This is a genomic window from Microbacterium keratanolyticum, from assembly GCF_016907255.1.
GTDB classification, from domain to species: Bacteria; Actinomycetota; Actinomycetes; order Actinomycetales; family Microbacteriaceae; genus Microbacterium; species Microbacterium keratanolyticum.
This window is the reverse complement of record NZ_JAFBBQ010000001.1, coordinates 291,308-316,321: the sequence shown is the minus strand read 5'-3', so window position 1 is coordinate 316,321 and position 25,014 is coordinate 291,308. Positions and strand designations below refer to the sequence as shown.

Annotated in this window: 28 protein-coding genes; 21 read left to right on the top strand and 7 right to left on the bottom strand. The window is 65.9% G+C overall.

Annotated features, from left to right (window positions below; genetic code table 11):
- Positions 1 to 59: 59 nt before the first annotated feature.
- Both JOD62_RS01610 and JOD62_RS01605 read left to right on the top strand, forming a co-directional pair.
- Positions 60 to 932 carry a hypothetical protein gene (locus tag JOD62_RS01610; protein WP_204937595.1) on the top strand — a complete coding sequence of 291 codons (873 nt, stop codon included), beginning with the start codon at positions 60 to 62 and terminating at the stop codon, positions 930 to 932.
- Positions 925 to 1,269 (top strand): transcriptional regulator, encoded by a 345-nt coding sequence (locus JOD62_RS01605; protein WP_204937594.1) that lies wholly within the window; start codon positions 925 to 927, stop codon positions 1,267 to 1,269. Before JOD62_RS01610 ends, JOD62_RS01605 begins: the two co-directional genes overlap by 8 nt.
- On the opposite strand, the gene JOD62_RS01600 is transcribed toward JOD62_RS01605, so the two are convergent.
- Together JOD62_RS01600 and JOD62_RS01595 are read right to left on the bottom strand one after the other, a co-directional pair.
- Positions 1,266 to 2,270, bottom strand: a complete 1,005-nt coding sequence (locus JOD62_RS01600) for an isopenicillin N synthase family dioxygenase (RefSeq protein WP_204937593.1) — start codon at positions 2,268 to 2,270, stop codon at positions 1,266 to 1,268. The genes JOD62_RS01605 and JOD62_RS01600 overlap by 4 nt on opposite strands.
- Before the next feature lie 96 nt (positions 2,271 to 2,366).
- Positions 2,367 to 3,431, bottom strand: a complete 1,065-nt coding sequence (locus tag JOD62_RS01595; protein ID WP_407666026.1) for an acyltransferase family protein — start codon at positions 3,429 to 3,431, stop codon at positions 2,367 to 2,369.
- A 176-nt stretch (positions 3,432 to 3,607) separates the two neighbouring features.
- Here JOD62_RS01595 and JOD62_RS01590 point away from each other — a divergent pair, with 176 nt between their 5' ends.
- Both JOD62_RS01590 and JOD62_RS01585 read left to right on the top strand, forming a co-directional pair.
- Positions 3,608 to 4,840 carry an LLM class flavin-dependent oxidoreductase gene (locus JOD62_RS01590; protein WP_204937591.1) on the top strand — a complete coding sequence of 411 codons (1,233 nt, stop codon included), beginning with the start codon at positions 3,608 to 3,610 and terminating at the stop codon, positions 4,838 to 4,840.
- A gap of 2 nt (positions 4,841 to 4,842) precedes the next feature.
- Positions 4,843 to 5,487 (top strand): FMN reductase, encoded by a 645-nt coding sequence (locus JOD62_RS01585; RefSeq protein ID WP_204937590.1) that lies wholly within the window; start codon positions 4,843 to 4,845, stop codon positions 5,485 to 5,487.
- A 41-nt stretch (positions 5,488 to 5,528) separates the two neighbouring features.
- Here the strand turns inward: JOD62_RS01585 and JOD62_RS01580 are convergent, their stop codons facing one another.
- Positions 5,529 to 5,708 carry a DUF5302 domain-containing protein gene (locus JOD62_RS01580; RefSeq protein WP_204937589.1) on the bottom strand — a complete coding sequence of 60 codons (180 nt, stop codon included), beginning with the start codon at positions 5,706 to 5,708 and terminating at the stop codon, positions 5,529 to 5,531.
- Between the two features lie 90 nt (positions 5,709 to 5,798).
- Between JOD62_RS01580 and JOD62_RS01575 the strand changes: the two genes are divergently transcribed.
- The 6 genes from JOD62_RS01575 to JOD62_RS01550 all read left to right on the top strand — a co-directional run bounded on the left by JOD62_RS01575 (position 5,799) and on the right by JOD62_RS01550 (position 11,933).
- Complete coding sequence (locus tag JOD62_RS01575) at positions 5,799 to 6,344, top strand: phosphotransferase-like protein (protein WP_204937588.1); 546 nt, start codon at positions 5,799 to 5,801, stop codon at positions 6,342 to 6,344.
- Positions 6,345 to 6,507: 163 nt separating this feature from the next.
- Entirely contained in the window at positions 6,508 to 8,778 is a 2,271-nt protein-coding gene (locus JOD62_RS01570) for a polyribonucleotide nucleotidyltransferase (protein ID WP_204937587.1), read from the top strand.
- A 304-nt stretch (positions 8,779 to 9,082) separates the two neighbouring features.
- On the top strand, positions 9,083 to 10,012 hold the full coding sequence (locus JOD62_RS01565) for an aldo/keto reductase (RefSeq protein ID WP_204940007.1): 930 nt from the start codon (positions 9,083 to 9,085) through the stop codon (positions 10,010 to 10,012).
- Positions 10,013 to 10,103: 91 nt separating this feature from the next.
- Entirely contained in the window at positions 10,104 to 10,706 is a 603-nt protein-coding gene (locus tag JOD62_RS01560; RefSeq protein WP_204937586.1) for a histidine phosphatase family protein, read from the top strand.
- Between the two features lie 40 nt (positions 10,707 to 10,746).
- Positions 10,747 to 11,490 carry a 4-hydroxy-tetrahydrodipicolinate reductase gene (gene dapB / locus JOD62_RS01555; protein ID WP_204937585.1) on the top strand — a complete coding sequence of 248 codons (744 nt, stop codon included), beginning with the start codon at positions 10,747 to 10,749 and terminating at the stop codon, positions 11,488 to 11,490.
- Positions 11,487 to 11,933: a hypothetical protein gene (locus JOD62_RS01550; protein ID WP_204937584.1), complete on the top strand. Its 447-nt coding sequence runs from the start codon at positions 11,487 to 11,489 to the stop codon at positions 11,931 to 11,933. Before dapB ends, JOD62_RS01550 begins: the two co-directional genes overlap by 4 nt.
- A 63-nt stretch (positions 11,934 to 11,996) precedes the next feature.
- Here the strand turns inward: JOD62_RS01550 and JOD62_RS01545 are convergent, their stop codons facing one another.
- The 3 genes from JOD62_RS01545 to JOD62_RS01535 all read right to left on the bottom strand — a co-directional run bounded on the left by JOD62_RS01545 (position 11,997) and on the right by JOD62_RS01535 (position 13,514).
- Positions 11,997 to 12,422 (bottom strand): OsmC family peroxiredoxin, encoded by a 426-nt coding sequence (locus JOD62_RS01545; RefSeq protein WP_204937583.1) that lies wholly within the window; start codon positions 12,420 to 12,422, stop codon positions 11,997 to 11,999.
- Between the two features lie 95 nt (positions 12,423 to 12,517).
- The gene (locus tag JOD62_RS01540; RefSeq protein ID WP_204937582.1) at positions 12,518 to 13,078 is read right to left on the bottom strand and encodes a DUF4395 domain-containing protein; all 561 of its coding nucleotides are present in this window, start codon (positions 13,076 to 13,078) and stop codon (positions 12,518 to 12,520) included.
- 22 nt (positions 13,079 to 13,100) lie between these two features.
- On the bottom strand, positions 13,101 to 13,514 hold the full coding sequence (locus JOD62_RS01535) for a TlpA family protein disulfide reductase (RefSeq protein ID WP_204937581.1): 414 nt from the start codon (positions 13,512 to 13,514) through the stop codon (positions 13,101 to 13,103).
- 105 nt (positions 13,515 to 13,619) lie between these two features.
- Between JOD62_RS01535 and JOD62_RS01530 the strand changes: the two genes are divergently transcribed.
- The 3 genes from JOD62_RS01530 to JOD62_RS01520 are packed head-to-tail and all read left to right on the top strand — an operon-like array spanning position 13,620 to position 15,663.
- On the top strand, positions 13,620 to 14,429 hold the full coding sequence (locus JOD62_RS01530; RefSeq protein ID WP_204937580.1) for a thymidylate synthase: 810 nt from the start codon (positions 13,620 to 13,622) through the stop codon (positions 14,427 to 14,429).
- Entirely contained in the window at positions 14,426 to 14,902 is a 477-nt protein-coding gene (locus JOD62_RS01525; protein WP_204937579.1) for a dihydrofolate reductase, read from the top strand. Before JOD62_RS01530 ends, JOD62_RS01525 begins: the two co-directional genes overlap by 4 nt.
- Positions 14,902 to 15,663: an SDR family NAD(P)-dependent oxidoreductase gene (locus JOD62_RS01520; RefSeq protein WP_204937578.1), complete on the top strand. Its 762-nt coding sequence runs from the start codon at positions 14,902 to 14,904 to the stop codon at positions 15,661 to 15,663. Before JOD62_RS01525 ends, JOD62_RS01520 begins: the two co-directional genes overlap by 1 nt.
- Positions 15,664 to 15,674: 11 nt before the next feature.
- On the opposite strand, the gene JOD62_RS01515 is transcribed toward JOD62_RS01520, so the two are convergent.
- Positions 15,675 to 16,214, bottom strand: coding sequence for an NUDIX domain-containing protein (locus JOD62_RS01515; protein WP_204937577.1), 540 nt, complete (start codon positions 16,212 to 16,214; stop codon positions 15,675 to 15,677).
- A gap of 82 nt (positions 16,215 to 16,296) precedes the next feature.
- Here JOD62_RS01515 and dapA point away from each other — a divergent pair, with 82 nt between their 5' ends.
- From dapA to recA, 8 genes are all read left to right on the top strand, one after another.
- On the top strand, positions 16,297 to 17,274 hold the full coding sequence (gene dapA, locus JOD62_RS01510) for a 4-hydroxy-tetrahydrodipicolinate synthase (protein ID WP_204937576.1): 978 nt from the start codon (positions 16,297 to 16,299) through the stop codon (positions 17,272 to 17,274).
- A 55-nt stretch (positions 17,275 to 17,329) separates the two neighbouring features.
- Positions 17,330 to 19,006, top strand: a complete 1,677-nt coding sequence (locus tag JOD62_RS01505; protein WP_204937575.1) for a ribonuclease J — start codon at positions 17,330 to 17,332, stop codon at positions 19,004 to 19,006.
- Between the two features lie 100 nt (positions 19,007 to 19,106).
- Positions 19,107 to 21,851, top strand: a complete 2,745-nt coding sequence (locus JOD62_RS01500; protein WP_204937574.1) for a DNA translocase FtsK — start codon at positions 19,107 to 19,109, stop codon at positions 21,849 to 21,851.
- Positions 21,851 to 22,435, top strand: coding sequence for a CDP-diacylglycerol--glycerol-3-phosphate 3-phosphatidyltransferase (gene pgsA / locus JOD62_RS01495; RefSeq protein ID WP_204937573.1), 585 nt, complete (start codon positions 21,851 to 21,853; stop codon positions 22,433 to 22,435). Before JOD62_RS01500 ends, pgsA begins: the two co-directional genes overlap by 1 nt.
- A 24-nt stretch (positions 22,436 to 22,459) precedes the next feature.
- The gene (locus JOD62_RS01490) at positions 22,460 to 22,951 is read left to right on the top strand and encodes a CinA family protein (protein WP_204937572.1); all 492 of its coding nucleotides are present in this window, start codon (positions 22,460 to 22,462) and stop codon (positions 22,949 to 22,951) included.
- A 147-nt stretch (positions 22,952 to 23,098) separates the two neighbouring features.
- Positions 23,099 to 23,407, top strand: coding sequence for a helix-turn-helix domain-containing protein (locus tag JOD62_RS01485; protein ID WP_204937571.1), 309 nt, complete (start codon positions 23,099 to 23,101; stop codon positions 23,405 to 23,407).
- A 47-nt stretch (positions 23,408 to 23,454) separates the two neighbouring features.
- Positions 23,455 to 23,679: a DUF3046 domain-containing protein gene (locus JOD62_RS01480; RefSeq protein WP_204937570.1), complete on the top strand. Its 225-nt coding sequence runs from the start codon at positions 23,455 to 23,457 to the stop codon at positions 23,677 to 23,679.
- Positions 23,680 to 23,957: 278 nt separating this feature from the next.
- Positions 23,958 to 25,013, top strand: a complete 1,056-nt coding sequence (recA, locus tag JOD62_RS01475; protein WP_204937569.1) for a recombinase RecA — start codon at positions 23,958 to 23,960, stop codon at positions 25,011 to 25,013.
- Position 25,014: the final 1 nt, after the last annotated feature.

Sequence of the window (25,014 nt, the reverse complement as noted above, 5' to 3'; positions counted from 1 at the left end):
CCTCTTGTTATGCGTTCTTGCTTTCCGGTAGGAAAGAAGAAGGAGTTTCCTCAAGGAAAGTGAGCGAAGACGTGGAGCAGAAGCCGATCTCGGGCGCGCCCCCTTTGGATCCGCCGTCTGCTGATCTGGCTCGCCAGTACCTTGATGAGGCCGATGCCGTCGCCCACCGCCGCGAGGCCCACCTGGATCGGCGGGGGATGGCAGTGCTGCGCCTGTGGGAGACGCTCGTGCTGGCGGTCTACCTGACCGTGTTCATGTTCGCCTTCGGTGCTGCAGGTGGAAGCACGCCGGTCATGCTGCTGTTCGTCGCGTTCTTCCCCTGGATCCAGTTCTGCGCTGAACTGCGTGCCAGTTTCGGATTCCAGGCGCGGGGAGCACGCGACGTGCGTCGCTACGCGTGGTGGGCGGCGATCGTCGTCGGCGCCTTCCTTCTGGCGCTGGTTTTGCAGATGGTGTGGGGCGGACTTCCGCTGTGGATGCGTCTGGCTCCCGGGCTGCTCTGCATTCTCCTCCTCGGGCCCGCGGCCATCAGTGAGATTCGGCAGAGCACACGAGCAGAGCCACGAGAGCCGGTGGCCATGCCGCGATCGGCTCGGTTCGCGACGATCGCGCTGGGACTGCTGCTCGCGTCCACTCTGGGGATCATCGCGCTGGGCGATGTGCTCGCCGCCGTGATCTGGGCGCTTCTCCCGATGCTCGCCGTGCTCACGTGGGTCATCGGCCGGCAGGTCAGCGCCCGACTGCCGGAGCTCGGTGCGCTGTGGCGCTGGCCGCAGTGGACGAGCTACGGCATCTCGTCCCTTCTCATCATCGTGTTCATCCTGCTGCGGGTGCACGGTGTGCAGGTGCCGGCGAGTGCGGCGATCACAGGGGCGGCACTGATCGTTCTGCTCTTCACGGGATCGGCATTTCTGCGGGGCCGAGATGTCTGATCGTCCGGGTGGAGGTGGGAGGCAGCATCCGCGTCTCCTGCTGGACGACAACTTCGCGTCGCCGCTCCGCTTCTCACTGATGGCCTCGCTCGGCGAGGATCTCGAACTCGAGTTCGGCACCCTCGCAGAGATCCTCCAGGCGAACGACTCGGCGCTCAGCAAAGCGATCTCTCACCTGCATGAGGCCGGGTACGTCTTCGCGCACCGGGGCATGGTGAACGGGCGCCTGCGCACCCAGGTGCGGGGAACCGCGGTGGGGCGATCTGCGTTCGCGGGGCATCTGCGCGCGCTGCAGGAGATCGTCGACCTCGGGCACGCCGAGCGTCGGGTCGACTAGACCGAAGCTGCTACGAGATCCGGGTGGTGGATCGCGGCGACATCCGGGTGCGCGCGCAGTCGCGACTTCAGCGCGTTCTCCCCGTAGAGCGCGTGGATCGGGTTGCGCGGGTCGGCGGTGACGCCGCGGGCTTCGGCGGCGAGCTCCGGAGGGAGATCGATGAGGGGGAGACGCTTGTCGAGCGCGGGGTTGAAGAAGAATGGCACCGAGATGCGCTCGTTCGGCGCCTGAGGTGAGATCACGCGGTGGTTAGTGGCCTTGAGGTAGCCGCCCGTGGCGTACTCGAGCAGCTCTCCGATGTTCACGACGAAGGCGCCGTCCACCGGAGGAGCGTCCACCCACTGGCCGTCTCGCTCGACCTGCAGTCCGCCCTTGCCCGGCTCGACCCACAGCAGAGTCAGGACCCCGGAGTCCTTGTGCGCGCCGACCCCCTGCTGCGGCGCGGGCTCGTGCGTTCCGGGGTAGCGGACGATCTTGATGAGCGTCGAAGGCTCTCCGAAGTTCTCGTCGAAGTAGGTCTCCGGTGCACCGAGCGCGACTGCCCACGCGCGCAGCAATGTGCGGGACACCTCGCTGAGCTGCGCGTGCCACTCCGCCACCACTTCGCGCAGTTCGGGCTGCGCCGCCGGCCACAGGTTGGGTCCGATGAGTCGGTGGAAGGCGGGACCGCCCGCGACCGCGTCGCGCTCCGGGCCGATGTCGATCTGCTCGCGCCAGTCCACTTCGCCCTGCGTGCGCTCGCCGCCGATGCGCGTGTAGCCGCGGAAATGCGGGCTGCGCACGTTCTCAACCGAGAGCTTCTCCTCCAGGGGGAGGGCGAAGAAGTCGAGCGCGGCCTGGTGCAGACGGCTCTCGAGTTCGGCGGTCACCCCCGTACCGGTGAGATAGAAGAAGCCGACATCATGTGTCGCAGCACGGAGGTCGGCGCGGAAACGTGCCGCGGCCTCGGGTCCCGCCGAGAGCTGGGACAGGTCGAGGATGGGGAGGGTCAGCGAGGTCATTTCCCGAGACTAGATCGCAGAGTTGCGGGCGTATACGGGTGCTGAAACAAAACGTCGCGGAGCCGCCACGAGGAGGTGGAGCCGATGCTCGATCGCCTACTTAGGACGCCGGGACCCGGTCGGATCGTTGCGGCGGCGCTCTTTCGCCGCGAGTGCCGGGTCCGCGAACAACCATGCCGGACGCGGTTCGACGAGGGGGCGGAAGACGCGGCGCACCGGTGAGGTTGCGAGAGCGAGGGCGATCGCGACGGAGAGCGCCGTGACAAGCGGCAACCAGAGCCAGGTCGGATCGAGTCCGCGGAGGGCCCCCGATTCGCGGAACGGGTACAGCACGAAGGAGTGCAGCAGGTAGACGTACATCGTGTACTGGCCGAAGCGGGTCCACCAGTGCGTGCCGCGCGGGACGAGTGCGAAGAATGCCACACTGAGCAGAAGCGCCACGATGATGAGGATGATCCGCACGCCGCCTGCCCACCACTGGGTGCCGCCGAGATCGACGTAGGAGGAATCGTAGAAGAGCCAGTGGCGCAGGTCGATGGACTCCCAGATCGACAACCAATTCCATGCCGCCCACCCCGTCGCGCCGAGCACGACGACAGCGCTGGTGCGCAGCCACCAGGGGCGGGATTCCAGCAGTCGCATCCGCATCACGATGTCGCGATCACGCGCCCACCATCCCAGGGTGAAGAAGAACAGCAGTCCGAGCGTGCGCGACAGGGAGAAGGTGCTGTCGACGTTGGGCAGGTAGCCGACTCCGACCGAGATGAGCCCTGCCCACAGCAGCGGCCATCGCAGCAGGGCGAGGTAGGGCAGCGCGAGACGGAAGATGCCCAGTGCGAGGAGGAACCAGAGCGTCCATGACGGTTGGGTGAGGTTCGGGTCTGCCTGTCCTTCGACGAGCCACTGGGTGAGGGTCCAGAGGAGCTCGAAGATCACGTAGGGGACGAGGATGTCGGTGATGACGCGAGCCATCTGCGTCTTCGTCGGGGTCCCCGCCTTGGAGAAGTAGCCCGAGATGAGTGCGAAGGCGGGCATGTGGAATGCGTAGATCGTCAGGTAGAGCGCGAGTGCGATCTCCGAGTCGTAGGTCATGCGCTGGACGGCATGCCCGAGGACGACCAGTGTGATGCAGGCGAATCGGGCGTTGTCCCAGAACGGCACGCGACGTTTCGGGCGGGCGGATGCGGGCGCCGCGGTCGTGGGGCTCACGGGTGGTTCTGACGTGCTCACAGATTCAGCGTACGGGGCGGGAATAATGTTGCCCTGACTGCGTTCCATCAATTACATTCATTTGCATAGAACTGGATGCCGAGGCATCCGTGAGTGGAGCACACACAATGAGCGAGATCACAGAAACCGCAGGCATGCAGTTCGGCATCATGACGGTCAGCGACATCACGCAGGACCCGACGACCGGCATCACTCCGAGCGAGCGGGAGCGCATCCAGGCGACCGTCACGATCGCGAAGCACGCAGAAGAAGTCGGCCTGGACGTGATGGCCATCGGTGAGCACCACAACCCGCCCTTCTGGTCGTCGAGCCCCACCACGACGCTCGCCTACATCGCCGCGCAGACCGAGCGCATCATCCTCTCGACCTCGACCACGCTCATCACCACGAACGACCCGGTCAAGATCGCTGAGGACTACGCGATGCTGCAGCACCTCGCCGAGGGGCGCACCGACCTCATGCTCGGCCGTGGAAACACGGGTCCCGTGTACCCCTGGTTCGGTCAGGACATCCGTCAGGGCCTGCCTCTCGCGATCGAGAACTACGCTCTCCTGCGTCAGCTGTGGGACAACGACGTGGTCGATTGGGAAGGAAAGTTCCGCACTCCGCTGCAGGGCTTCACCTCGACTCCGCGCCCGCTCGACGGGGTATCGCCGTTCGTCTGGCACGGATCCATTCGCACCCCCGAGATCGCGGAGCAGGCCGCCTACTACGGTGACGGCTTCTTCGCGAACAACATCTTCTGGCCCAAGGAGCACTACCAGCGCCTGATCGAGCTGTACCGTCAGCGCTACGCGCACTACGGCCACGGCGCACCTGAGCAGGCGATCGTCGGCATCGGCGGGCAGGTCTTCATGGCCGCCAAGTCTCAGGACGCCGTCAATGCCTTCCGTCCCTACTTCGACAACGCCCCCGTCTACGGTCACGGTCCGTCGATGGAGGATTTCTCTGAGATGACCCCGCTCACGGTCGGCTCTCCACAGCAGGTCATCGACCGTTACGCCGGCATGCGTGACTTCTATGGCGACTTCCAGCGTCAGCTGTTCCTCGTCGATCACGCAGGTCTGCCGCTGAAGACGGTGCTCGAGCAGCTCGACATTTTGGGTGGCGAGGTGGTTCCGGTGCTCCGCAAGGAGCTGGCGAAGAACCGTCCGGCCTCTGTTCCGGATGCCCCGACCCACGCCGCGCGCGTCAAGGCCGTGTACGGTGACGGGCCGGCCCGCGAAGCCCGTCCCGGCATGAACCGCGGCGACAACCTCACCGTCGGCGGCCCCTACCAGGACACCCCGCCCCGCGCCGGCTCGGCATTCGGTGCTGCAGCGACCCGACAGGGGGCTTGATCATGAGCACACGTCGTATCGCCGTCGTCTCGGCGGGGCTCTCTAATCCCTCCTCGACGCGGATGCTCGCTGACCGTCTCACGGCGAGCACGGTCGGTGCCCTCGCTGAACGTGAGATCCAGGCATCCGTGGATGTGATCGAACTGCGCGACCTCGCGCACGACATCATGAACAATCTGCTGACTGGATTCGCGCCTGCAGCCCTGGAGGCCGCGATCAACACCGTCGTCTCGGCGGATGCTCTGATCGTCGTGACTCCGATCTTCTCGACCAGCTACTCCGGTCTGTTCAAGTCGTTCATCGACGTGCTCGACCCGGACGCGCTCACCGGCAAGCCGGTGCTGATCGGGGCCAACGCAGGAACCGCACGACACTCGCTCGCGATCGACTATGCGATTCGTCCGCTCTTCACGTACCTGCACGCGGAGCCCGTCTCGACCGGCGTCTTCGCCGCGTCGAGCGATTGGGGTGCGAGTGCGGACGAGGTCGCCCCGCTCGGGTCACGCGTCGATCGCGGCGCACGTGAGCTGGCCGAGGCGATCGCGCGCAAGGAGACAGTCGCGGATCTCGACCCGTTCGACCCCGCCAACTACCTCGGCGAAGGCCGTTCGTTCGGGCACCTGCTCGGAGGTCTTGCGGGGGAGTGACAAAGAAGGAGGGCCGGCCCACAGGGCCGGCCCTCTTGCGGTCATCCGCTCTTGCGTCGGAACTCGCGCCGCGTCTGCGGTGCGGCAGCGCCGTGAACGGCGGAGTCACCATCGAGGTGTGCTTCGCCGGTGCGGTGCTGCGCGTTCTTCTTCTCGAGCGCTTCCTTGAACTTTCGCTTCATCTCCTCGGTGGAGGAGGCAGCGCCTTCTTCGGTGCTCATGCCCGTCAGCCTAAGGCACATGCGGTCCTCCCGGGTGATGATTCCCTGGCATCGTGCCCTTCTTCGACGGAGGACGGTTAGGCTCCCGTCATGACGCCCGCACTGCCTCCGCTCATCGTGATCAACTCCGCATCCAGCGCTGGGGGAACGACGGTGGCGAGACTGCTGCAGAAGGACCTGCCCGATGTGCGTCTGCTGCTCGGCGTCGACGCCTTCATCGACGCCCTTCCCGACTGGACGGCACGCGGTGACGTCGGGCTGCACTTCGGTGCGGACGGCGAAGTCACCGTGGACGCGACGTACCGCGAGCGAGAAGATGCCTGGTATCGCGCGCTCGCGGCGCTCGCCGCCTCCGGACAGGCGCTCATCCTCGATGAGGTGCTGCTCGATGGAGGCAAGGGCCAGGAGCGTCTGCGCGCGCTGTTCGCTGAGACCGACACGTTCTGGGTGGGTGTGCGCTGCGACGCAGAAGTGGCCGAAGCGCGCGAGGCAAAGCGTCCTGATCGCATCATCGGTATGGCGAGGGATCAGGCTGAGCGCGTCCACGAGGGGGTCGTGTACGACGTGGTCGTGGACGGGGCACTGCCTCCGCAGGAGAGCGTTGACACGGTCCTCGATGCACTCGGCGTGTTCTGACCCGCGTCATCGCGGTGAGTGCCAGCATCCGTCCTCTGCTCGCTTGGGTGCCGACTGATAGGCTCGTCACGGTCGACGTCTGTCGACTGCACAACTTCATATCGACTCTGGACCCTCGCGCGTCACACGGGCTCGCGAGGCTAAACAAAGAAGGAGAGACCTCTTGGAAGGTCCTGAAATCACTGCCACTGAGGCCGTTCTTGACAACGGTCGCTTCGGCACCCGCACCATCCGCTTCGAGACCGGTCGCCTTGCACAGCAGGCGCAGGGCGCAGTTGCCGCCTACCTCGATGAGGAGACCATGCTCCTGTCTGCGACGAGTGCGAGCAAGCACCCGCGCGAGGGCTTCGACTTTTTCCCGCTGACCGTTGACGTCGAAGAGCGTTCGTACGCGGCCGGCAAGATCCCCGGCTCGTTCTTCCGTCGTGAGGGGCGTCCCTCGACCGAGGCGATCCTCGTCTGCCGTCTGATCGACCGTCCGCTGCGTCCGTCGTTCGTCGACGGACTGCGCAACGAGGTTCAGATCGTCGTCACCGTGCTCTCGATCGCGCCGGGCGAGTTCTACGACGCGCTCGCGATCAACGCCGCCTCCGCGTCGACGCAGATCTCGGGTCTGCCGTTCTCCGGCCCGATCGCCGGTGTGCGCCTCGCGTTCATCCCCGGTCACGGCGAGCACGCCGACCAGTGGGTCGCATTCCCGAACGCCGAGCAGGTCGAGCAGGCCGTCTTCGACCTGATGGTCGCCGGTCGTGTCGTCACCGCTGCTGATGGCAGCGAAGACGTCGCGATCATGATGGTCGAGGCAGAAGCCACCGAGGGCAGCTGGAACCTGATCAAGGCGGGCGCCACCAAGCCCGACGAGGACATCGTGGCCGCAGGCCTCGAGGCCTCGAAGCCCTTCATCGCCCAGCTCGTCAAGGCACAGGCCGAGCTCGCCGCCACGGCCTCGAAGGAGCCGGGTGTCTACCCGGTCTTCCTGCCGTACAGCGACGAGACCTTCAGCTTCGTCTCGGAGCGCGCGCTTCCAGAGCTCACCGAGGTCTACAAGATCGCCGACAAGCAGGAGCGTCAGAACGCTGACGATGCGATCAAGGACCGCGTCAAGGCTGAGCTGATCGAAGCGACCGAGGCCGGCACACTGCCCGCCGCGGCTCCGCTTGAGTTCGCTGCCGCGTACAAGTCGGTCACCAAGAAGATCGTCCGCGGACGCATCCTCACCAACGGTGAGCGCATCGACGGCCGTGGCCTGGCAGACATCCGTCCGCTCGACGCAGAGGTGCAGGTCATCCCGCGCGTGCACGGCTCGGCGATCTTCCAGCGCGGCGAGACCCAGATCATGGGTGTCACCACGCTGAACATGCTCAAGATGGAGCAGCAGATCGACTCGCTGTCGCCCACGACGAGCAAGCGCTACATGCACCACTACAACTTCCCGCCCTACTCGACCGGCGAGACCGGTCGCGTCGGTTCGCCGAAGCGTCGCGAGATCGGGCACGGCTTCCTCGCCGAGCGCGCACTCGTGCCGGTGCTGCCGAGCCGCGAGGAGTTCCCGTACGCGATCCGTCAGGTCTCCGAGGCGCTGAGCTCGAACGGCTCGACCTCGATGGGCTCGGTCTGCGCATCGACCCTGTCGCTGCTCAACGCCGGTGTGCCGCTGCGCGCTGCCGTTGCCGGTATCGCCATGGGCCTGGTGTCCGACGAGGTCGACGGCGAGACGCGTTACGCGGCTCTGACCGACATCCTTGGCGCAGAAGACGCTCTCGGCGACATGGACTTCAAGGTCGCAGGTACCTCGGAGTTCATCACGGCGATCCAGCTCGACACGAAGCTCGACGGCATCCCGTCGTCGGTGCTCGCGGGCGCACTGACCCAGGCTCGTGAGGCCCGCCTCACGATCCTCAACGTGCTGAACGCGGCGATCGATGCTCCTGACGAGATGGCGCCGACGGCTCCTCGCGTCATCAGCGTGCAGATCCCGGTCGACAAGATCGGTGAGCTCATCGGCCCCAAGGGCAAGACGATCAACGCGATCCAGGATGAGACCGGCGCACAGATCTCGATCGAGGAAGACGGCACCGTCTACATCGGCGCGACCGATGGCCCCTCGGCTGAGGCCGCCCGCGCGCAGGTCAACGCCATCGCCAACCCGACCAACCCCGAGGTCGGCGAGCAGTTCCTGGGAACGGTCGTCAAGATCGCGACCTTCGGTGCGTTCGTCTCGCTGCTTCCGGGCAAGGATGGTCTGCTGCATGTCACCGAGGTGCGCAAGCTCGCCGGTGGCAAGCGTGTTGAGAACGTCGAAGACGTGCTCGGCGTCGGCCAGAAGATCCTGGTGCGTATCACCAAGATCGATGACCGCGGCAAGCTCTCGCTCGAGCCGGTCGTCGAGGAGGCCCCAGCCGCTGCTGACGCCGCTGAGTCCACCGAAGACTAAGGTCTGACTGAAGCTGGCCCTGCCGCCTCCTCCGGGAGGCGGCAGGGCCAGCTTTCTTTGTAATGCAACTGTTATCAGAAGTTTTCCATCTGTGCACCAGAATGCCGCGCCTCGGGGGAGTTCTCTAATACCCTCGAAGTACGCACCGGGGGGTGCGCGTATTGCGATACGACGCAATGCAAACGGGGGTGAGATTTTGCGCTTCTTCGGAACAGGCACATCAGCCGGTGAAGAGCGGGCAGAATCCGCAGAGACCGGGGCGCAGTCGCATCCGTCGGCCCCTATCCCCGTCGTCGGTCCCGGCATCGGCGAGTGCATCCGCGTGACCTTGGGTGAAACCGGTATCCGCACTTTCCCGCTCATTCTCGGCGGTGCCGAATTCGGTTGGAATACCGACCGCGCAGTGAGCAGCAGCATTCTCGACCGCTACATCGAGTTCGGTGGCAACGCCATTCACACGGCCGACGGATTTGGAGCGGGGCGCAGCGAATACATCATCGGACAGTGGTTGAAAGAGCGCGGCCTGCGCGATTCCATCGTGCTGGGCACCCGCGTGGGCTCTCACCCCGACAACCCCGGTCTCGGTTCGGTGAACCTCGTTCGATCCGTTGAAGCCTCGTTGATGCGACTGGGAACAGAACGGATCGACGTTCTCTACCTCGACGGAACGCTCGATGAGGGCAGCAATCTCGAAGACGTTCTGGCGACCGGCGAATGGCTGGTCGAGACGGGCAAGGTCGGCGTACTCGGTGCATTCCACTGGAGTGCCGAGCGGCTCGTCGAAGCGCGCATTCTCTCCGCCGCGGGGTATCCCCGGATCGAAGTCATCGATGAGCCCTACAATCTTCTCCGCCGTTCTGCGTTCGAGGGTGACCTTCGTCTCGTGGCGGGCGCGCAGGGGCTTGCGGTGACGCCGTCGCACGCGCTCGAGCACGGATTCCTGTCGGGGCGCCACCGTTCGAAGGCCGCCGCGCTGCATGGAGTGCGCGGATCTCAGCTGCGCGGAAACATCAACCGCCGCGGCATCAAGGTGCTGCGTGCGCTCGATGCCGTCGCGCAGGAGCTCTCCGTTCCCGTCGCCGCGGCGGCGATCGCGTGGCTTCTCGCACAGCGCACGATCAGCGCCCCCATCGTCAACGCCTTCGCTGTCGATCAGGTCGACGAACTCATGCAGGGCGCGGGCGTGGCACTCAGCCGGACCCAGCTGGCCGAGCTGTCGCGCGCGGCCAGCTGAGGTCATACACAGGCACCTTCGCAGTGTCCGAGGCGTGACGTAGGGTGGAGAACAGCACCGGCGAGAATCGCCGGCGACGAAGCGAGCGGTTGTGACGCACTACATCTATCTGGTCAGACACGGAGAACATCAGGATGCCGAGCACGGTCTCGCCGACGGGCCGCTCTCGGCCCGAGGCCGGCGACAGGCCGAGCTGATCGCAGACCGCCTCTCCGGCCTTCCGCTGGACGCGGTCTGGCATTCGCCGCTTCTGCGAGCCAATGAGACCGCCCGTGCGATTGCGGAGCGCATCCCGGCGGTAGAGATGCAGGCATCTGCGTTGCTCTTCGACTGCGTCCCGACGGGAATGACAGAAGAGACTCCCGCCGCCTTCGAACCGTTCTTCGGTGCGGTCACGGAGGCTGAGATCGAGGCTGGGCGCGCGCAGATGGCCGACGCGGTCAGCGAGTTCCTCGTCCGCAAACCGGGTGACGTGCATGAGGTGCTCATCACTCACAACTTCGTGATCTCCTGGTTCCTGCGCGAGGTGCTCGAAGCCCCCGACTGGCGCTGGATGACGATCAACCAGGCGCACTGCGGTCTGTCTGTCATCGCTCAGAAGCCGGGGCGTCCGTGGACCCTCGTCTCACACAACGATCTCGGACACCTGCCGTTCGAGTTGCGTACGGGCATGCCTGATCCGCTCACCGTCTGACCGCACAGACACCCGAGCCCTGCTCAATAGACTGGAGCACATGAGCACGCGTGTAGCCCTGGTGGGCGCGACCGGCAAGCTGGGAACCATCATCCGGGCGGTGATCGACGAACTCGACGGGTTCGAGGTGGCAGAGGTGCTCACCTCACAGAGTGATCTCAGCTCCATCGACGGATGTGACCTCGTCGTCGATGCGTCGACGCCGGCCGTGAGCATGATGGTGATCCGTGCAGCGGCAGAGCGCGGTATCAACGTGCTCGTCGGCACGTCCGGGTGGTCGGCGGAGCGCATCGCGCAGGTGCGCTCGACCGTGGATGCTGCCGGAATCGGTGTGGTCTTCATCCCGAACTTCTCCCTGGGTTCGGTCATCGGCTCGGCGCTGGCGGCGCTGGCGGCGCCGTTCTTCGATTCGATCGAGATCGTCGAGGCCCATCAGCACACCAAGATCGATTCGCCCAGTGGCACCGCGGTGCGCACGGCTGAGCTCGTCGCCGCAGCGCGTGACGCGCAGGGGCCGGTCAACGCACCGCACGTCGATCAGCGTGCGCGGGGTCAGCAAATCGCAAGCGTTCCGATCCACTCGCTGCGCCGTCCCGGCGTCATCGCCAAGCAGGATGTAATTCTCTCGGGCGCGGGCGAGTCACTCACGATCACGCACGACACGGTGCAGCCCGCGGCAGCGTACGCCCCCGGCATCCGTCTCGCTCTGCCCTTCGCGCGTGATGCGCGCGGTGTCGTGGTCGGTCTCGAGAACATCATCGATCTCGGCCTCTCTGCCTCATGATCTCGCGCATCAGCGTCGGCGTCATGGCCCTCGGCCTGGTGCTCTACATCGCGCTCGTCGCGCAGCGCGCCTACATCATGCTCACCTCGGGCACACCGGTCGGAATCATCCTCGGCATCGGTCTGGTGGTCCTGCCGCTGATCGGAATCTGGGCACTCGTGCGCGAGTTCCAGTTCGGTGTGGCTGCGTCGCGGCTGATCAAGCGTCTTGAATCCGAGGGGCTCATCCCGGATGATGACGTCGCGCTCACTCCCACCGGTCGTGTCGCGCGCGAGGCGGCGCCCGCGTTGATCGCACGCTACGAGCAGGACGCAACCACGGACAGCACCTCATGGCGCGCGGCGCTGCGACTCGCGATCGTCCAGGATGCGGCAGGGCAGCGCAAGGATGCCCGCGCCAGCGTGCGCTCCGCCATCCGCCTCGCTCGCGACGCGGGGGAGTGACCCCGATCTCACAGACAGAAGGCGGCGTCCTCGGGGACGCCGCCTTCTGTCTGTGTACTTCGCTCAGGCGAGCGTCGCCTCGAGAGTGATCTCGATTCCGGCGAGGGCCTGCGAGACGGGGCATCCGACCTTGGCGCCCTCGGCGAGCTGCTGGAACGTCTCGGCGTCGAGTCCGGGAACAGTCGCGTTGACGTTCAGGTGGCTTCCGGTGATGCCGGTTCCGGGCTTGAAGGTGACGGACGCCGTGGTGTTGACACGCTCGGCGGGAGTGCCGTTGCCGGCGAGTGCGTGGGAGAGCGCCATGCTGAAGCACGAGGCGTGCGCAGCGGCGAGCATCTCTTCCGGGGTCGTGGTCGTGTCAGCGCCTTCGGCGCGGGACTTCCAGTCGAGGGGGAACGTGCCGAGGTGCGACGACGAGAATGCGACCGAACCCGACCCCTCGATCAGGCTTCCGGTCCAGGTGGCGGCGGCTTCGCTGGTAACAGGCATGGCTTCTCCTCAGAGGTCAGACGTGAAGTCGATGTTCCGCAAGCCTAGCGAGCGATGAGCGGAACGGCGATGGATCTGCCTTCTCAGCGGAGCGCTCAGGCGTGTCGCGCGCGGCCGATCACTCCGGCACGCTGCAGAAGGAGATAGATCTGGCAGCCGAGGCAGTAGCCGAACACCGCATTGAGGAAGGCGGCGAAGACGGCGGCGGCTGTCGCGATCGGCAGCGCCCAGGGCACGCCGAGCAGGTGCAGGATGAGGCCGATCCCGACCACGAAGAGGCCGACCCCCTGAGCGAACCGCGGAGGGCGGGGGTCTTCGAGGTCGGCGGGCGGCGAGAGCCGAGGACGCACGAGCGTGCGGAAGAGGACGCTCCACGGATGTGTCGACGGCGACAGCACACCCCAGAGGAAGAGTGCGGCGGCGGCGAGGGTGAGCACGAATCCGGTGTCGAATACACGCCGGGCCAAGACAGCTTCGAAAGAGGGGCTGAACGTCGCATCCGCGAGCGGCTGATACGCGACCCACCCGAACGTCTGTGCGGCGGTAGAGACGCCGGTGAGGGCGAACACGGTCGCGACCAGCAGGAGCACCGCGGTGATCGACGCTGCGAAACGCGGACCGCGCGGGTCGATTCCGGCGGGGGAGGGAGTGGTCATGGCTGCTCCGAATCGGGAAGGATCAGACGGCGGCGAGGGCTTCGGTGAACTCGCCACGGTGCGGGACGCCACCGAATCGGGCCCGGATACGGCCGTCGCCGTCGACCAGCAGCGTCGTCGGGGTCTGCAGGACGCGGTAGCGCGTTGCGAGGTCTGGTCGGTGGGTGAGGTCGATGTCGACGTGCGAGACGTCCGGATGCTGCGCCGCGATCTCGGTGAGCGATCTGCGCACCTGGGGGCAGCGGGCGCAGAACTCGGTGCCGAACTGCACGATCGTGACGCGGTCGCCGCGCTCATGCGCGGCGAGATCGGCGACATCCATCCGCTCGTGGTCGACCACGCGCATCCGCCCCTGCCGTGCTCGCCAGAGCAGGCCGATCGCCGTGGCGGCGACGAGAAGCGCGCCGGCGACGAGAAGAGCGGTGGTGACGGGCATGCACCGAGAGTACGCGCGCCGCCTGTGTCCGAGGCCGCGTGTTGCGAACCATGACGGCACGAACTCGCCGCCCCGATCCGCGTGGTGGCGGGTAGGGTTTTCACCATGAGCAATGCCGTGCCGACGCCCTATGAAGACCTTCTCCGCGACGTCTTGGCGGAGGGCACGCACAAGTCCGATCGCACGGGCACCGGCACGACGAGCGTGTTCGGACGACAGATCCGCTTCGATCTCTCGCAGGGCTTCCCGCTCATCACGACGAAGCGTGTGCATTTCAAGTCGATCGCGTACGAGCTGCTCTGGTTCCTGCGCGGTGATTCGAATGTCGGGTGGCTCAAGGAGAACGGCGTCACGATCTGGGATGAGTGGGCGGATGCCTCGGGCGACCTCGGTCCGGTCTACGGAGTGCAGTGGCGGTCGTGGCCGACTCCCGATGGCGGACACATCGATCAGCTGAGCGACGTGATCGAACAGATCCGGCAGTCGCCGGATTCGCGTCGCCTCATCGTGTCGGCGTGGAATCCGGCGGACATCCCTGACATGGCGCTCGCGCCGTGCCATGCGCTGTTCCAGTTCTATGTCGCGGACGGCAAGCTCTCGTGCCAGCTGTACCAGCGCAGCGCAGACATGTTCCTCGGCGTGCCGTTCAACATCGCTTCCTACGCGCTGCTGACGATGATGATCGCGCAGCAGGTCGGCCTGGAGCCGGGTGACTTCGTCTGGACGGGCGGCGACTGCCACGTCTATGACAATCACCAGGAGCAGGTGCAGGAGCAGCTGAGTCGCGACGCCTACCCGTATCCGACGCTGCGGTTCGCGCGGAGGCCGGAGTCGATCTTCGACTATCGGTATGAGGACTTCGTGATCGAGGACTATCAGCACCACCCGTCGATTCGTGCGGCGGTGGCGGTATGACCTGGGTCGGCCTGATCTGGGCCGAAGCAGCGGGAGGCGTGATCGGCGCCGAAGGGGGTATGCCCTGGCATGTGCCCGAAGATCTCGCGCACTTCAAAGAGGTCACGATGGGGTCACCCGTGGTGATGGGGCGCAAGACATGGGAGTCGCTGCCCGAGCGCTTCCGGCCACTGCCCGGGCGCGAGAACATCGTCATCACGCGCCAGCAGGATTGGAAGGCGGATGGCGCGCGCCGTGCGGCCACGATCGCAGAAGCGGTGCGGGGGCTTGAACGCGTCTGGATCATGGGTGGTGCTGAGATCTTCGCGCAGGTGATCGGCGGCGCCGATCGCCTTGAGGTCACCGAGCTCGACCTCGACGTCGCCGGAGACACCTATGCCCCGTCGCGAGCGGGCTGGCGTCTCGTCGACACAGGGGAGTGGCAGACCTCCCGCTCCGGTGTGCGGTACCGCTTCCTCGGATACGAGCGCTGATGCGCTCCGCCCTCATCACAGGAGCCAGCGCCGGACTCGGTGCCGAGTTCGCCCGTCAGCTTGCCGCAGATGGGGCGGATCTTGTGCTGGTGGCGCGTTCAAACGCCCGGCTCGAGGCGCTTGCCGCCGAGCTGCGGGCCGCACACGGCGTCCGCGTCGAGGTACTCGTCGCTGATCTCGCCCGCACACGCGACGTCGAACGGGTCGCGAAGCGACTGTGCAGCGAGAAGCATCCGATCTCGCTCCTCATCAACAACGCCGGCTTCGGGCTGCCCCTGCATTTCGCGGACAACGACATCGATGATGAGGTGCGCCACCTGCGGGTGCACGTCGAGGCATCCATGCGGCTCATGCACGCGGCGCTCAGCGTGATGCGCGGTCGCGGCGGACGCATCATCAACGTGGCATCCGTCGCCGGATTCATCTCCCGCTCCACGTACTCCGCGTGCAAGTCCTGGCTCATCGGGTTCAGCCGCTGGGCGAATGCCGAGTACGCGCAGGATCGCGTCTCGGTGACGGCGGTGTGTCCCGGTTTCACCCATACGAGCTTCCACGAGCGGATGGGGCTGGCACCCGGGGATGAGGGCGTGCCCGATCTGATGTGGCTCGACGCGCGCGACGTGGTTCGCGAGGCGCTGCGGGACGCGGCCCGGGGCAAGGCCGTGTCCATCCCGTCGTTGCGCTACAAGGCGATCGTTGCGCTCACGAAGGTGCTGCCGGCTTCGCTGACCGCCGGGGTCGCGCGTCGCGGACGCGTCTGAGCGGTCTCGTCTCAGCGAAGACGGCCGAGGTGGATGGCGGCGTAGGTGAGCGCCGCGATCGTCTCGCCGTCGCGGATGCGACCGTCAGCGATCATCTCAACGACCTCGGGGAACGGCACCCACGAGACGTCCTGGATCCCCTCCTCCGTCTGACCATGGGTGCGCGAGGCATGCGCGCGGATCCCACGCGCGAGAAACACGAACTCCGGGGCGACGGTCACGCCGTTCAGGGCGGTCATCTCGCCGAGCAGCGTCCACTCGTCGGCGTGGAGGCCGGTCTCCTCGACGAACTCTCGCTGCGCCGCGATGATCGGATCCTCGCCGTCCGTGCCGCCCGCGGGCACCTCGATCGATCGTCCCGTCGTGTACCGGTCGAGGGTGACGAGGCACACGCGGTCGCTCGCATCGAGCGCGACGACGAAGACGGCGGGATGCCGCAGCGTGACCACTCCGTAGATGCCATCGCCGCCGGGACCTGTGACCTGGTCCTCTCGGACCGAGATCCAGCGGTTCTCGTACACGATCTTCGAATCACGGGTCTGCCAGATCATTCGGCGAGCCTAGTACCTGGGTCGCACGTCCTCGTGGCGTCACCGTCTGGGTCGCACGCCGCCGAACCGATACGCTGAGAGCATGACGCACTCGGGAAATCCATTCGGACAGGTTCTCGTCGCGCTCGTCACTCCGATGACGGCCGACGGTGAAGTCGACTGGCCCGCCGTCGAGAAGCACATCGATGACGTGATCACCGCAGGCGCGGACGGCATCGTCGTGACGGGAACGACCGGTGAGACCTCGACCCTGACGGATCCCGAGAAGCTGAAGCTCGTCGAGGTCGGGAAGTCGGTCTCTGCGGGCCGCGCCAAGATCATCACGGGTGGTGGCTCCAACGAGACCGCGCACGCGATCGAGCTGTACAAGGCCAGCGAGAAGGCGGGCGCCGACGGCATCATGATCGTCACGCCGTACTACAACAAGCCCACGCAGGCCGGCATCCTCACGCACTTCCGCCTCGTTGCAGACGCGACCGACCTGCCGGTGATCCTCTACGACATCCCGGGGCGCACCGGGGTGCCGATCAAGTACGAGACGATCCTCCGTCTCGCCAAGCACCCCAACATCCTCGCGGTGAAGGATGCCAAGGGCGACTTCTCCGAGGTGAGCCGCGTGCTCAACCAGACCGACCTGCTCTACTTCTCGGGAGATGACGCCAACGTGCTGCCGCATCTCGCGATCGGGGCATCCGGGCTCATCGGCGTCACCGCGAACATCGCACCGACCCCGTACCGCACCATCATCGACGCCGTGAACCGCGGCGACCTGGCCACGGCGACCGCCGAGCACAAGCGTCTGGAACCGCTCGTTCGCGCGGTCATGACGCACGTTCCCGGCACCGTGGCTGCCAAGTACATCCTGCACGGGCTGGGCCGTATCGGCAGCCCGCGCGTACGGCTCCCGCTCGTGGGGCCGGAGGAGTGGGAAGCCGCGATCATCGAAGACGAGCTCGCGCTCGTTAAGGACGTGCCCGGCGCCGACTTCTCGAACTTCCGTCCCGACCGCAATGCGGCCGCAGGAGGAGCGCTTCCCAAGGTGCACGGCACCACGCGGTGAGCGCGCTCTCGCGCACAATTCGAACGGGCACACGGTGCCCGGCCCTGGAGGCATGATGACCATCGCACTCGCAGATCCCGAACCCCTCGCCGACGGCGTGCTCCGCGTCACGCCGATCGGCGGACTCGGAGAGATCGGTCGCAACATGACGACCTTCGAGTACGACGGCAAGATCCTGATCGTCGACTGCGGCGTGCTGTTCCCGGAAGAGCATCAGCCGGGCGTCGATCTGATCCTGCCGGATTTCGAACCCATCAAGCACCGTCTCGACGACATCGTCGGTGTCGTGCTCACGCACGGTCACGAAGACCACATCGGGGCTGTGCCGTATCTGCTGCGCCTGAAGAACGACATCCCGCTGATCGGGTCGGGCCTCACCCTCGCGCTCGTCGAGGCGAAGCTCAAGGAGCACCGCATCCGTCCGTTCACGCTGACGGTGAAGGAGGAGCAGCGTGAGCAGGTCGGTCCGTTCGATCTCGAGTTCGTCGCGGTGAACCACTCCATCCCGGATGCTCTCGCTGTCGCGATTCGCACGCCTGCGGGCATGGCGCTGGCGACCGGTGACTTCAAGATGGACCAGCTGCCGCTCGACGGTCGCATCACCGACCTCCGCGCATTCGCACGTCTGGGCGAGGAGGGCGTGGATCTCTTCCTGGTCGACTCGACCAACGCGGATGTCCCGGGCTTCACCCCGACCGAGCGTTCGATCGGCCCTGTCCTCGACCAGGTGATCGGCAAGGCGCCGCGCCGCGTGATCGTCGCCAGCTTCTCGAGCCACGTGCACCGCGTGCAGCAGGTCATCGACGCCGCGCACGCGCACGGCCGTCGCGTGGCGTTCCTCGGGCGCAGCATGGTGCGCAACATGACGATCGCCGAAGACCTCGGGTACCTGAAGGTGCCGGCGGGTGTTCTGATCGACTACAAGAAGGCGCGTGACCTTCCCGAAGACCAGATCGTCTACATGTCGACGGGCTCGCAGGGTGAGCCGATGGCCGTGCTCAGCCGCATGGCGAACCTCGATCACGCGATCGAGCCGGGTCCCGGAGACACCGTCATCCTCGCCTCGAGCCTGATTCCGGGCAACGAGAACGCGGTCTACCGTGTGATCGACGGCCTCACCAAGCTCGGAGCCAACGTCGTGCACAAGGCCAACGCCCGCGTGCACGTCTCGGGCCATGCCGCCGCCGGTGAGCTGATCTACTGCTACAACATCCTCCGCCCCAAGAACGTGCTCCCCGTGCATGGCGAGTACCGTCACCTGATCGCGAACGCGAAGCTCGCGCAGGACACCGGGATCGCCGAAGAGAACACGTTCATCGCCTCCAACGGCACGATCATCGATCTCAAGGACGGCGAGGCCCGCGTCGCCGGTCAGCTCGATCTCGGGTTCGTGTACGTCGACGGTTCGACCGTGGGAGAGATCACGGATGCAGACCTCAAGGATCGCCGCATCCTCGGCGAAGAGGGCTTCGTGTCGGTGATCGTCGTCGTTGACTCGACGACGGGTGACATCATCTCGGGCCCCGAGATCCACGCGCGAGGTGTGGCCGAAGACGACTCCGTCTTCGACGACGTCGCGCCGAAGATCGTGGCAGCTCTCAAGGAGGCCGCCGGCAATGGCGTGCGTGATCCGCATGCGCTGTCGCAGGTCGTGCGTCGGACGATCGGTCGGTGGGTCAACCAGAAGCTGCGCCGTCGTCCGATGATCGTTCCGCTGGTCATCGAGGCGTAGTCTGCAGGAGGTCGCTGCATCCGCGTTCCTTCCGATGCGAAGGTGGCGGGATGCCGCGTCACTACGGACAAATGTCTGTGCTCCCGCGTAGCGTGGAAGCATGGCCAGGAGTACGAGCGCGACCAGCAAAGGTCAGTCGTCTGAGAAGTCTTCGGCGCGCCCTCGTTCCACGGCCGCGGCGAAGCCGCGTGCGCAGGCGGCGCCGAAGAAGTACATCGATGAGGTCGAGAAGCCTCCCGTCGCCGCGCGCGCGTGGATGGGCCTTGCGCACGGTGTCGGCGGACTGTTCCGCACGTTCGGTCCCGAGACGCTCCAGAAAGACGATCGTCGCGACGGTTTCCCGTTCCTGCTGGTGCTGCTGGCGATTGCGGGTGCCGTCAATGAGTGGTTCTTCATCGGCAACGAGGTCGCGGCCAACATCAGCGCTTACTCTGTCGGCGGCCTGATCGGCCGTACCGCCTTCGTCATGCCCGTGCTGCTTCTGCTGCTGGCGGGGTGGATGTTCCGGCATCCTTCGTCCGTCAATGACAACGGTCGCATCGGCATCGGCTTCGGACTCTTCATCCTGACGGTCGCCGGCTTCTGCCATGTGGCGGGAGGCCAGCCGCAGCCCAAGTCCGGCATGCCCGCGCTGAGCGCGGCGGGCGGACTCTTCGGATGGATGCTGGGTGAGCCGCTGTCGTACCTCACCTCGCCGGTGGCGTACGTCGTGCTGTCGCTCCTCGCCGTGCTCAGCGTCCTCATCATCACCAAGACGCCGCCGAACCGCATCGGTCAGCGCCTGGGCGATCTCTATGCCTGGATGTTCGATGAGGATCGGGCAGAGAAGCCGGTGAAGGACGCAGAGTCGATCGCTGAGGCAGACAAGGTCGACGATCCGGATGTGCTGCCCTGGTGGCGTCGCAACAAGACCGGTCGCGAGGAAGACCCGGACGGCGGTCTGGGATCGCAGGACCTCACCGAGATCCTCATGACGCAAGACAAGACTCCGGCCTACGACCAGGCCGTGATCGTCACGAACGCCACGGCCTCGGCGAACGATCCGTACGACGCGGCGACCGAAGTGCTGTCGGACGTGCGGGCCGTGACCGACATGCTCGCCGAGAAGCAGAGCACGGCACTCCTGGACGACGGTGACACCGGCGAGATGCCTGAGCTTCCCGGTCTCGACGGCTTCGGCACGGACGGCCCCGGCGACCGCGGCCCGCAGGCCCCCGTCGCGCCCTACATTCTTCCGCGGCCGAGCGTGCTCAGCGAGGGCCCGCCCTCGGTCGCGCGCTCCGAGGCCAACGACCGCATCGTCGAGCAGATCACGAACGTGCTCACGCAGTTCAACGTCGATGCCAAGGTCACCGGCTTCTCGCGCGGACCCACCGTCACGCAGTACGAGGTCGAGGTCGGGCATGGCGTCAAGGTCGAGAAGATCCTGCAGCTCAGCAACAACTTCGCCTATGCCGTCGCATCCAATGACGTGCGCATCCTCTCGCCGATCCCGGGCAAGAGCGCGATCGGCATCGAGATCCCCAACACCGACCGCGAGACCGTCGCCCTCGGTGACGTGCTGCGGTCGCAGGCGGCGCAGAAGAGCACGCATCCGATGACGATCGGCGTCGGCAAGGATGTCGGCGGCAACTTCGTCGTCGCGAACCTCGCCAAGATGCCGCACCTCCTCGTTGCCGGTTCCACCGGTTCAGGTAAGTCGAGTTTCGTCAACTCCATGATCACGAGCCTGCTCATGCGGGCGCGTCCGGCAGATGTGCGCATGGTGCTGATCGACCCGAAGCGGGTGGAGCTCACCAGCTACGCGGGCGTTCCGCACCTCATCACGCCGATCATCACGAACCCCAAGAAGGCGGCCGAGGCGCTCCAGTGGGTCGTGAAAGAGATGGACATGCGCTACGACGACCTCGCGTCGTTCGGCTTCCGCCACATCGACGACTTCAACCGCGCAGTGCGCGCCGGAGAGGTCGAGGTGCCGGTGGGCAGCGAGCGTGTGCTCAAGCCCTATCCCTACCTGCTCGTCGTGGTCGATGAGCTCGCCGACCTCATGATGGTCGCGCCTCGTGACGTCGAGGACTCGATCGTTCGCATCACGCAGCTGGCCCGCGCGAGTGGTATTCACCTGGTGCTGGCAACGCAGCGTCCGAGCGTCGACGTGGTCACGGGCCTCATCAAGGCGAACGTGCCGTCGCGTCTGGCTTTCGCCGTGACGAGCGTCACCGACAGCCGCGTGATCCTCGACAGCCCCGGCGCCGACAAGCTCATCGGCCAGGGTGACGCTCTCTTCTCGCCCATGGGCTCTTCGAAGCCGTTCCGCCTGCAGGGCGCATGGGTTGACGAGAAAGAGATCGAAGCTGTCGTCAAGCACGTCACGCAGCAGGCTCGCCCCGAGTACCGCGCGGATGTTCAGGAAGCGATCGAGCCGAAGAAGAAGAACGAGGTCGACGAAGACATCGGCGACGACCTCGAGTTGCTGCTCGCAGCCGCCGAGCTCATCGTCTCGACACAGTTCGGCTCGACCTCGATGCTGCAGCGCAAGCTGCGAGTGGGCTTCGCCAAGGCAGGTCGTCTCATGGACCTGCTGGAGTCCCGCGAGGTCGTCGGCCCGTCCGAGGGCTCCAAGGCACGCGACGTTCTCGTGACGGCAGAGCAGCTTCCGGGTGTGCTCGCGCGTCTGCGCGGGGATACCCCGGCGCCGGCGGCGTCCACCGCGCCACCCGCCGCAGCGGCTGCGGGGATGGCAGCAGGAGTCGACCCGGTCGAGGCGCAGTTCGCGGGCCTGGAAGTCGTCGAGGCTGATGATGACGGTGACGAAGATGCCTGGTCGTTGACGGGTCGTGACTGATGGGGATTCCTCGACAGCTTCCCAACGCGATCACGGTCGCGCGCATCCCGCTCGCCGTCGTCTTCTTCGTGCTGCTGCTCATGGGCGGGCAGTACGGCGATAGCGACCTCGTGCTCCGCTGGGTCGCGGGTGGACTCTTCGTGCTCGCGATCTCGACCGACTGGGTCGACGGATACCTGGCACGCAAGTACGACATCGTCAGCGACTTCGGAAAGCTCTGGGACCCGATCGCCGACAAGCTGCTGACCGGCGCCGGTTTCGTGGGCCTCGCGATTCTCGGCGAAGTGAGCTGGTGGATCGTCATCGTCATCCTCATCCGCGAGTGGGGGATCACCATCCATCGCTTGATGGTGGCCAGCGAGCACATCGTGGCTGCTGCCTGGATGGGCAAGCTCAAGACCGCCTTCCAGGGGGTCGCGCTCGGATGGGCGCTGCTCCCGTTGCACGTCCTGGTCGGCATGCCGGTGTGGACGGTCGTGACCTTCGTCCTGATGCTGGTCGTGCTCGTGCTGACGGTGCTCAGCGGAATCGACTACATCGTCGCCCAGGCGCGCGGCGTGCGCGAGGGCCGTCGGGCGAAGTAGCGGCCAGGAAGAAGGGCGTAAGTCATGGATGCTCCGGACGCTCTCCTCTCTGCCTTGCGTGATCGCGGACTTTCGCTCGGGATTGCGGAGTCGCTCACGGGCGGTGCGCTCTGTTCCGCACTCGTCGCGGTGCCCGGGGCTTCGGCCGTTCTGAGAGGCGGAATCGTCTCGTACGCGACAGAGATCAAAGCGAGCGTGCTCGGCGTCGACATCGTGCTGCTGGAGCGTTACGGACCCGTGCATCCGGAGGTCGCCGCGCAGATGGCGGACGGCGTGCGGCGGGCGATGACGATCGATGGCGAACCTGCGGATGTGGGTATCGCCACGACAGGCATCGCGGGTCCGGCCTCGCCGGACGGTCAGCCCGTCGGCACGGTGCACATCGGCGTGAGTGTCGGAGCGCATACGAGTACGCGGATGTTCCGCTTCGACGGCGGCCGAGCCGAGGTCCGCGCGGCGACGGTCTCTGCGGCTCTCGAGTGGGCGCGCGAAGTCGTGGAGCACGTCGGGGAATAGTCTCCGCCTGCGTGAAGTTGAGTCATGTGTACTCACATTTAAAGCACAGGTTGAAAAGATAGGTTCAGACGTGTCAGATCGGGTTAGACTGACGATCCAACCGGGCGAGCTGCACGGTTCGGACGGTCCAGAAAGGGGGAGGTTCTGATGATTCTTGTACGACAGGAAATCGGCGATGTTCTGAGGGACTTCCGTCTTCAGAAGGGCCGCACCCTGCGCCAGGTCGCCAGCAAGGCGTCCGTGGCGCTGGGCTATCTCAGCGAGGTGGAGCGCGGCCAGAAGGAAGCGTCGAGCGAGATCCTCGCCTCGGTTGCCGAAGCTCTCGATGTTCCGATCTCGACCATCATGCGCGAGGTCGGTGACCGCATCTCGGTCCTCGAGGGAATCTCCACGTTCCCGGACGTCGTTCCCGCAGACCTCGTGGCTTCGGTCGAACCAGAGCTGTCGCTGCGCTGAGTGTCTTGGTCGCGAGAAATCGCGGCAGATCGTGGTGGAAGGATCCCATGCGCAGGAGTGAGTTCCTCCGTGCCGTCGATGTCGAGTTCGGCGCCCGATCGACATCGTTGCTGAACGATCTCGTGCTCGGTGCGGTCGGTAGCCGGACCGCCGTCGACGCTCTGGATGCAGGTGTGCCGCCCCGTGAGATCTGGCTGGCTCTCTGCGACGAGGCGGAGGTGCCCGCCGAGCGGCGCTACGGTGCGGGACGCATGGAGCCGCGCCGTTCCTGATACGCGGGACAGGGCGATCGTGCGAGATTCGTTCCCGTTGCGGATGCTGCTTCTCGGCGTGTCCTCGAATATCTGTTCGAACTCGGCGTAGTCTTCTGCACAGATGGTTTCGAATCCTCGTCATCCACCGATCGTGTGAGTGGACCTCAGAATGTCTGAGCCCCCTTCTACGGTGATTGATGTGGCACCGAGCCATACGCCTTGTCGGAGAGCAGGCCCCAGCCGGGGCTCGCCGCGACAGCCTATAGGCGGCATCACGTCAGCACGAAGGAGCAACCATGCCATCACCCGCAGACCGCGAGAAGGCTCTCGAATCGGCCCTCGCCCAGATCGACAAGCAGTTCGGCAAGGGATCGGTGATGCGACTGGGCAGCGACGAGCGCGCTCCCGTCGAGGTCATTCCGACCGGTTCCATCGCGCTGGACGTGGCACTGGGGGTCGGCGGACTCCCGCGCGGCCGCATCATCGAGATCTACGGTCCGGAATCGTCCGGTAAGACCACGCTCACGCTGCACGCGATCGCCAATGCGCAGCGCAACGGCGGCATCGCCGCATTCATCGACGCTGAGCACGCGCTCGACCCCGAGTATGCGAAGAAGCTCGGCGTCGACATCGACGCTCTTCTGGTCGCGCAGCCCGACACGGGTGAGCAGGCGCTTGAGATCGCCGACATGCTCGTGCGCTCGGGCTCCATCGATCTGATCGTCATCGACTCCGTCGCCGCACTCGTGCCGCGTGCCGAGATCGAGGGTGAGATGGGTGATTCGCACGTGGGTCTGCAGGCGCGACTCATGTCGCAGGCGCTGCGAAAGCTCACCGGTGGGCTCAACCAGACCAACACCACGATGATCTTCATCAACCAGCTGCGAGAGAAGATCGGCGTCTTCTTCGGTTCGCCCGAGACCACCGCCGGCGGTAAGGCGCTGAAGTTCTACGCGTCTGTGCGTATGGACATTCGTCGAATCGAGACGCTCAAGGACGGCACGGAGGCAGTGGGCAACCGCACCCGTGTGAAGGTCGTCAAGAACAAGATGGCGCCGCCGTTCAAGCAGGCCGAGTTCGACATCATCTACGGCGTGGGCATCTCGCGCGAGGGCAGCCTGATCGACTTCGGTGTCGAGCACGCGATCGTCAAGAAGTCCGGTGCCTGGTACACCTACGACGGTGATCAGCTCGGACAAGGTAAAGAGAACGCGCGCAACTTCCTTCTCAAGAACCCCGACATCGCCAACGCGATCGAGACGCAGATCAAGCAGAAGCTCGGCATCGGCGGAGCGGCACCTGCGGCAGTTGAGGCTCCGGCCGATCCGTCCGCACAGCGTCGCTCGGCCTGAG

Coding starts and splice junctions, on each gene's coding strand:
- JOD62_RS01605 (WP_204937594.1), top strand. CDS start 925: ATGTCTGATCGTCCGGGTGGAGGTGGGAGGCAGCATCCGCGTCTCCTG.
- JOD62_RS01600 (WP_204937593.1), bottom strand. CDS start 2,270: ATGACCTCGCTGACCCTCCCCATCCTCGACCTGTCCCAGCTCTCGGCG.
- JOD62_RS01590 (WP_204937591.1), top strand. CDS start 3,608: ATGAGCGAGATCACAGAAACCGCAGGCATGCAGTTCGGCATCATGACG.
- JOD62_RS01585 (WP_204937590.1), top strand. CDS start 4,843: ATGAGCACACGTCGTATCGCCGTCGTCTCGGCGGGGCTCTCTAATCCC.
- JOD62_RS01580 (WP_204937589.1), bottom strand. CDS start 5,708: ATGAGCACCGAAGAAGGCGCTGCCTCCTCCACCGAGGAGATGAAGCGA.
- JOD62_RS01575 (WP_204937588.1), top strand. CDS start 5,799: ATGACGCCCGCACTGCCTCCGCTCATCGTGATCAACTCCGCATCCAGC.
- dapB (WP_204937585.1), top strand. CDS start 10,747: ATGAGCACGCGTGTAGCCCTGGTGGGCGCGACCGGCAAGCTGGGAACC.
- JOD62_RS01550 (WP_204937584.1), top strand. CDS start 11,487: ATGATCTCGCGCATCAGCGTCGGCGTCATGGCCCTCGGCCTGGTGCTC.
- JOD62_RS01545 (WP_204937583.1), bottom strand. CDS start 12,422: ATGCCTGTTACCAGCGAAGCCGCCGCCACCTGGACCGGAAGCCTGATC.
- JOD62_RS01540 (WP_204937582.1), bottom strand. CDS start 13,078: ATGACCACTCCCTCCCCCGCCGGAATCGACCCGCGCGGTCCGCGTTTC.
- JOD62_RS01535 (WP_204937581.1), bottom strand. CDS start 13,514: ATGCCCGTCACCACCGCTCTTCTCGTCGCCGGCGCGCTTCTCGTCGCC.
- JOD62_RS01530 (WP_204937580.1), top strand. CDS start 13,620: ATGAGCAATGCCGTGCCGACGCCCTATGAAGACCTTCTCCGCGACGTC.
- JOD62_RS01525 (WP_204937579.1), top strand. CDS start 14,426: ATGACCTGGGTCGGCCTGATCTGGGCCGAAGCAGCGGGAGGCGTGATC.
- JOD62_RS01520 (WP_204937578.1), top strand. CDS start 14,902: ATGCGCTCCGCCCTCATCACAGGAGCCAGCGCCGGACTCGGTGCCGAG.
- JOD62_RS01515 (WP_204937577.1), bottom strand. CDS start 16,214: ATGATCTGGCAGACCCGTGATTCGAAGATCGTGTACGAGAACCGCTGG.
- dapA (WP_204937576.1), top strand. CDS start 16,297: ATGACGCACTCGGGAAATCCATTCGGACAGGTTCTCGTCGCGCTCGTC.
- JOD62_RS01505 (WP_204937575.1), top strand. CDS start 17,330: ATGACCATCGCACTCGCAGATCCCGAACCCCTCGCCGACGGCGTGCTC.
- JOD62_RS01500 (WP_204937574.1), top strand. CDS start 19,107: ATGGCCAGGAGTACGAGCGCGACCAGCAAAGGTCAGTCGTCTGAGAAG.
- pgsA (WP_204937573.1), top strand. CDS start 21,851: ATGGGGATTCCTCGACAGCTTCCCAACGCGATCACGGTCGCGCGCATC.
- JOD62_RS01490 (WP_204937572.1), top strand. CDS start 22,460: ATGGATGCTCCGGACGCTCTCCTCTCTGCCTTGCGTGATCGCGGACTT.
- JOD62_RS01485 (WP_204937571.1), top strand. CDS start 23,099: ATGATTCTTGTACGACAGGAAATCGGCGATGTTCTGAGGGACTTCCGT.
- JOD62_RS01480 (WP_204937570.1), top strand. CDS start 23,455: ATGCGCAGGAGTGAGTTCCTCCGTGCCGTCGATGTCGAGTTCGGCGCC.
- recA (WP_204937569.1), top strand. CDS start 23,958: ATGCCATCACCCGCAGACCGCGAGAAGGCTCTCGAATCGGCCCTCGCC.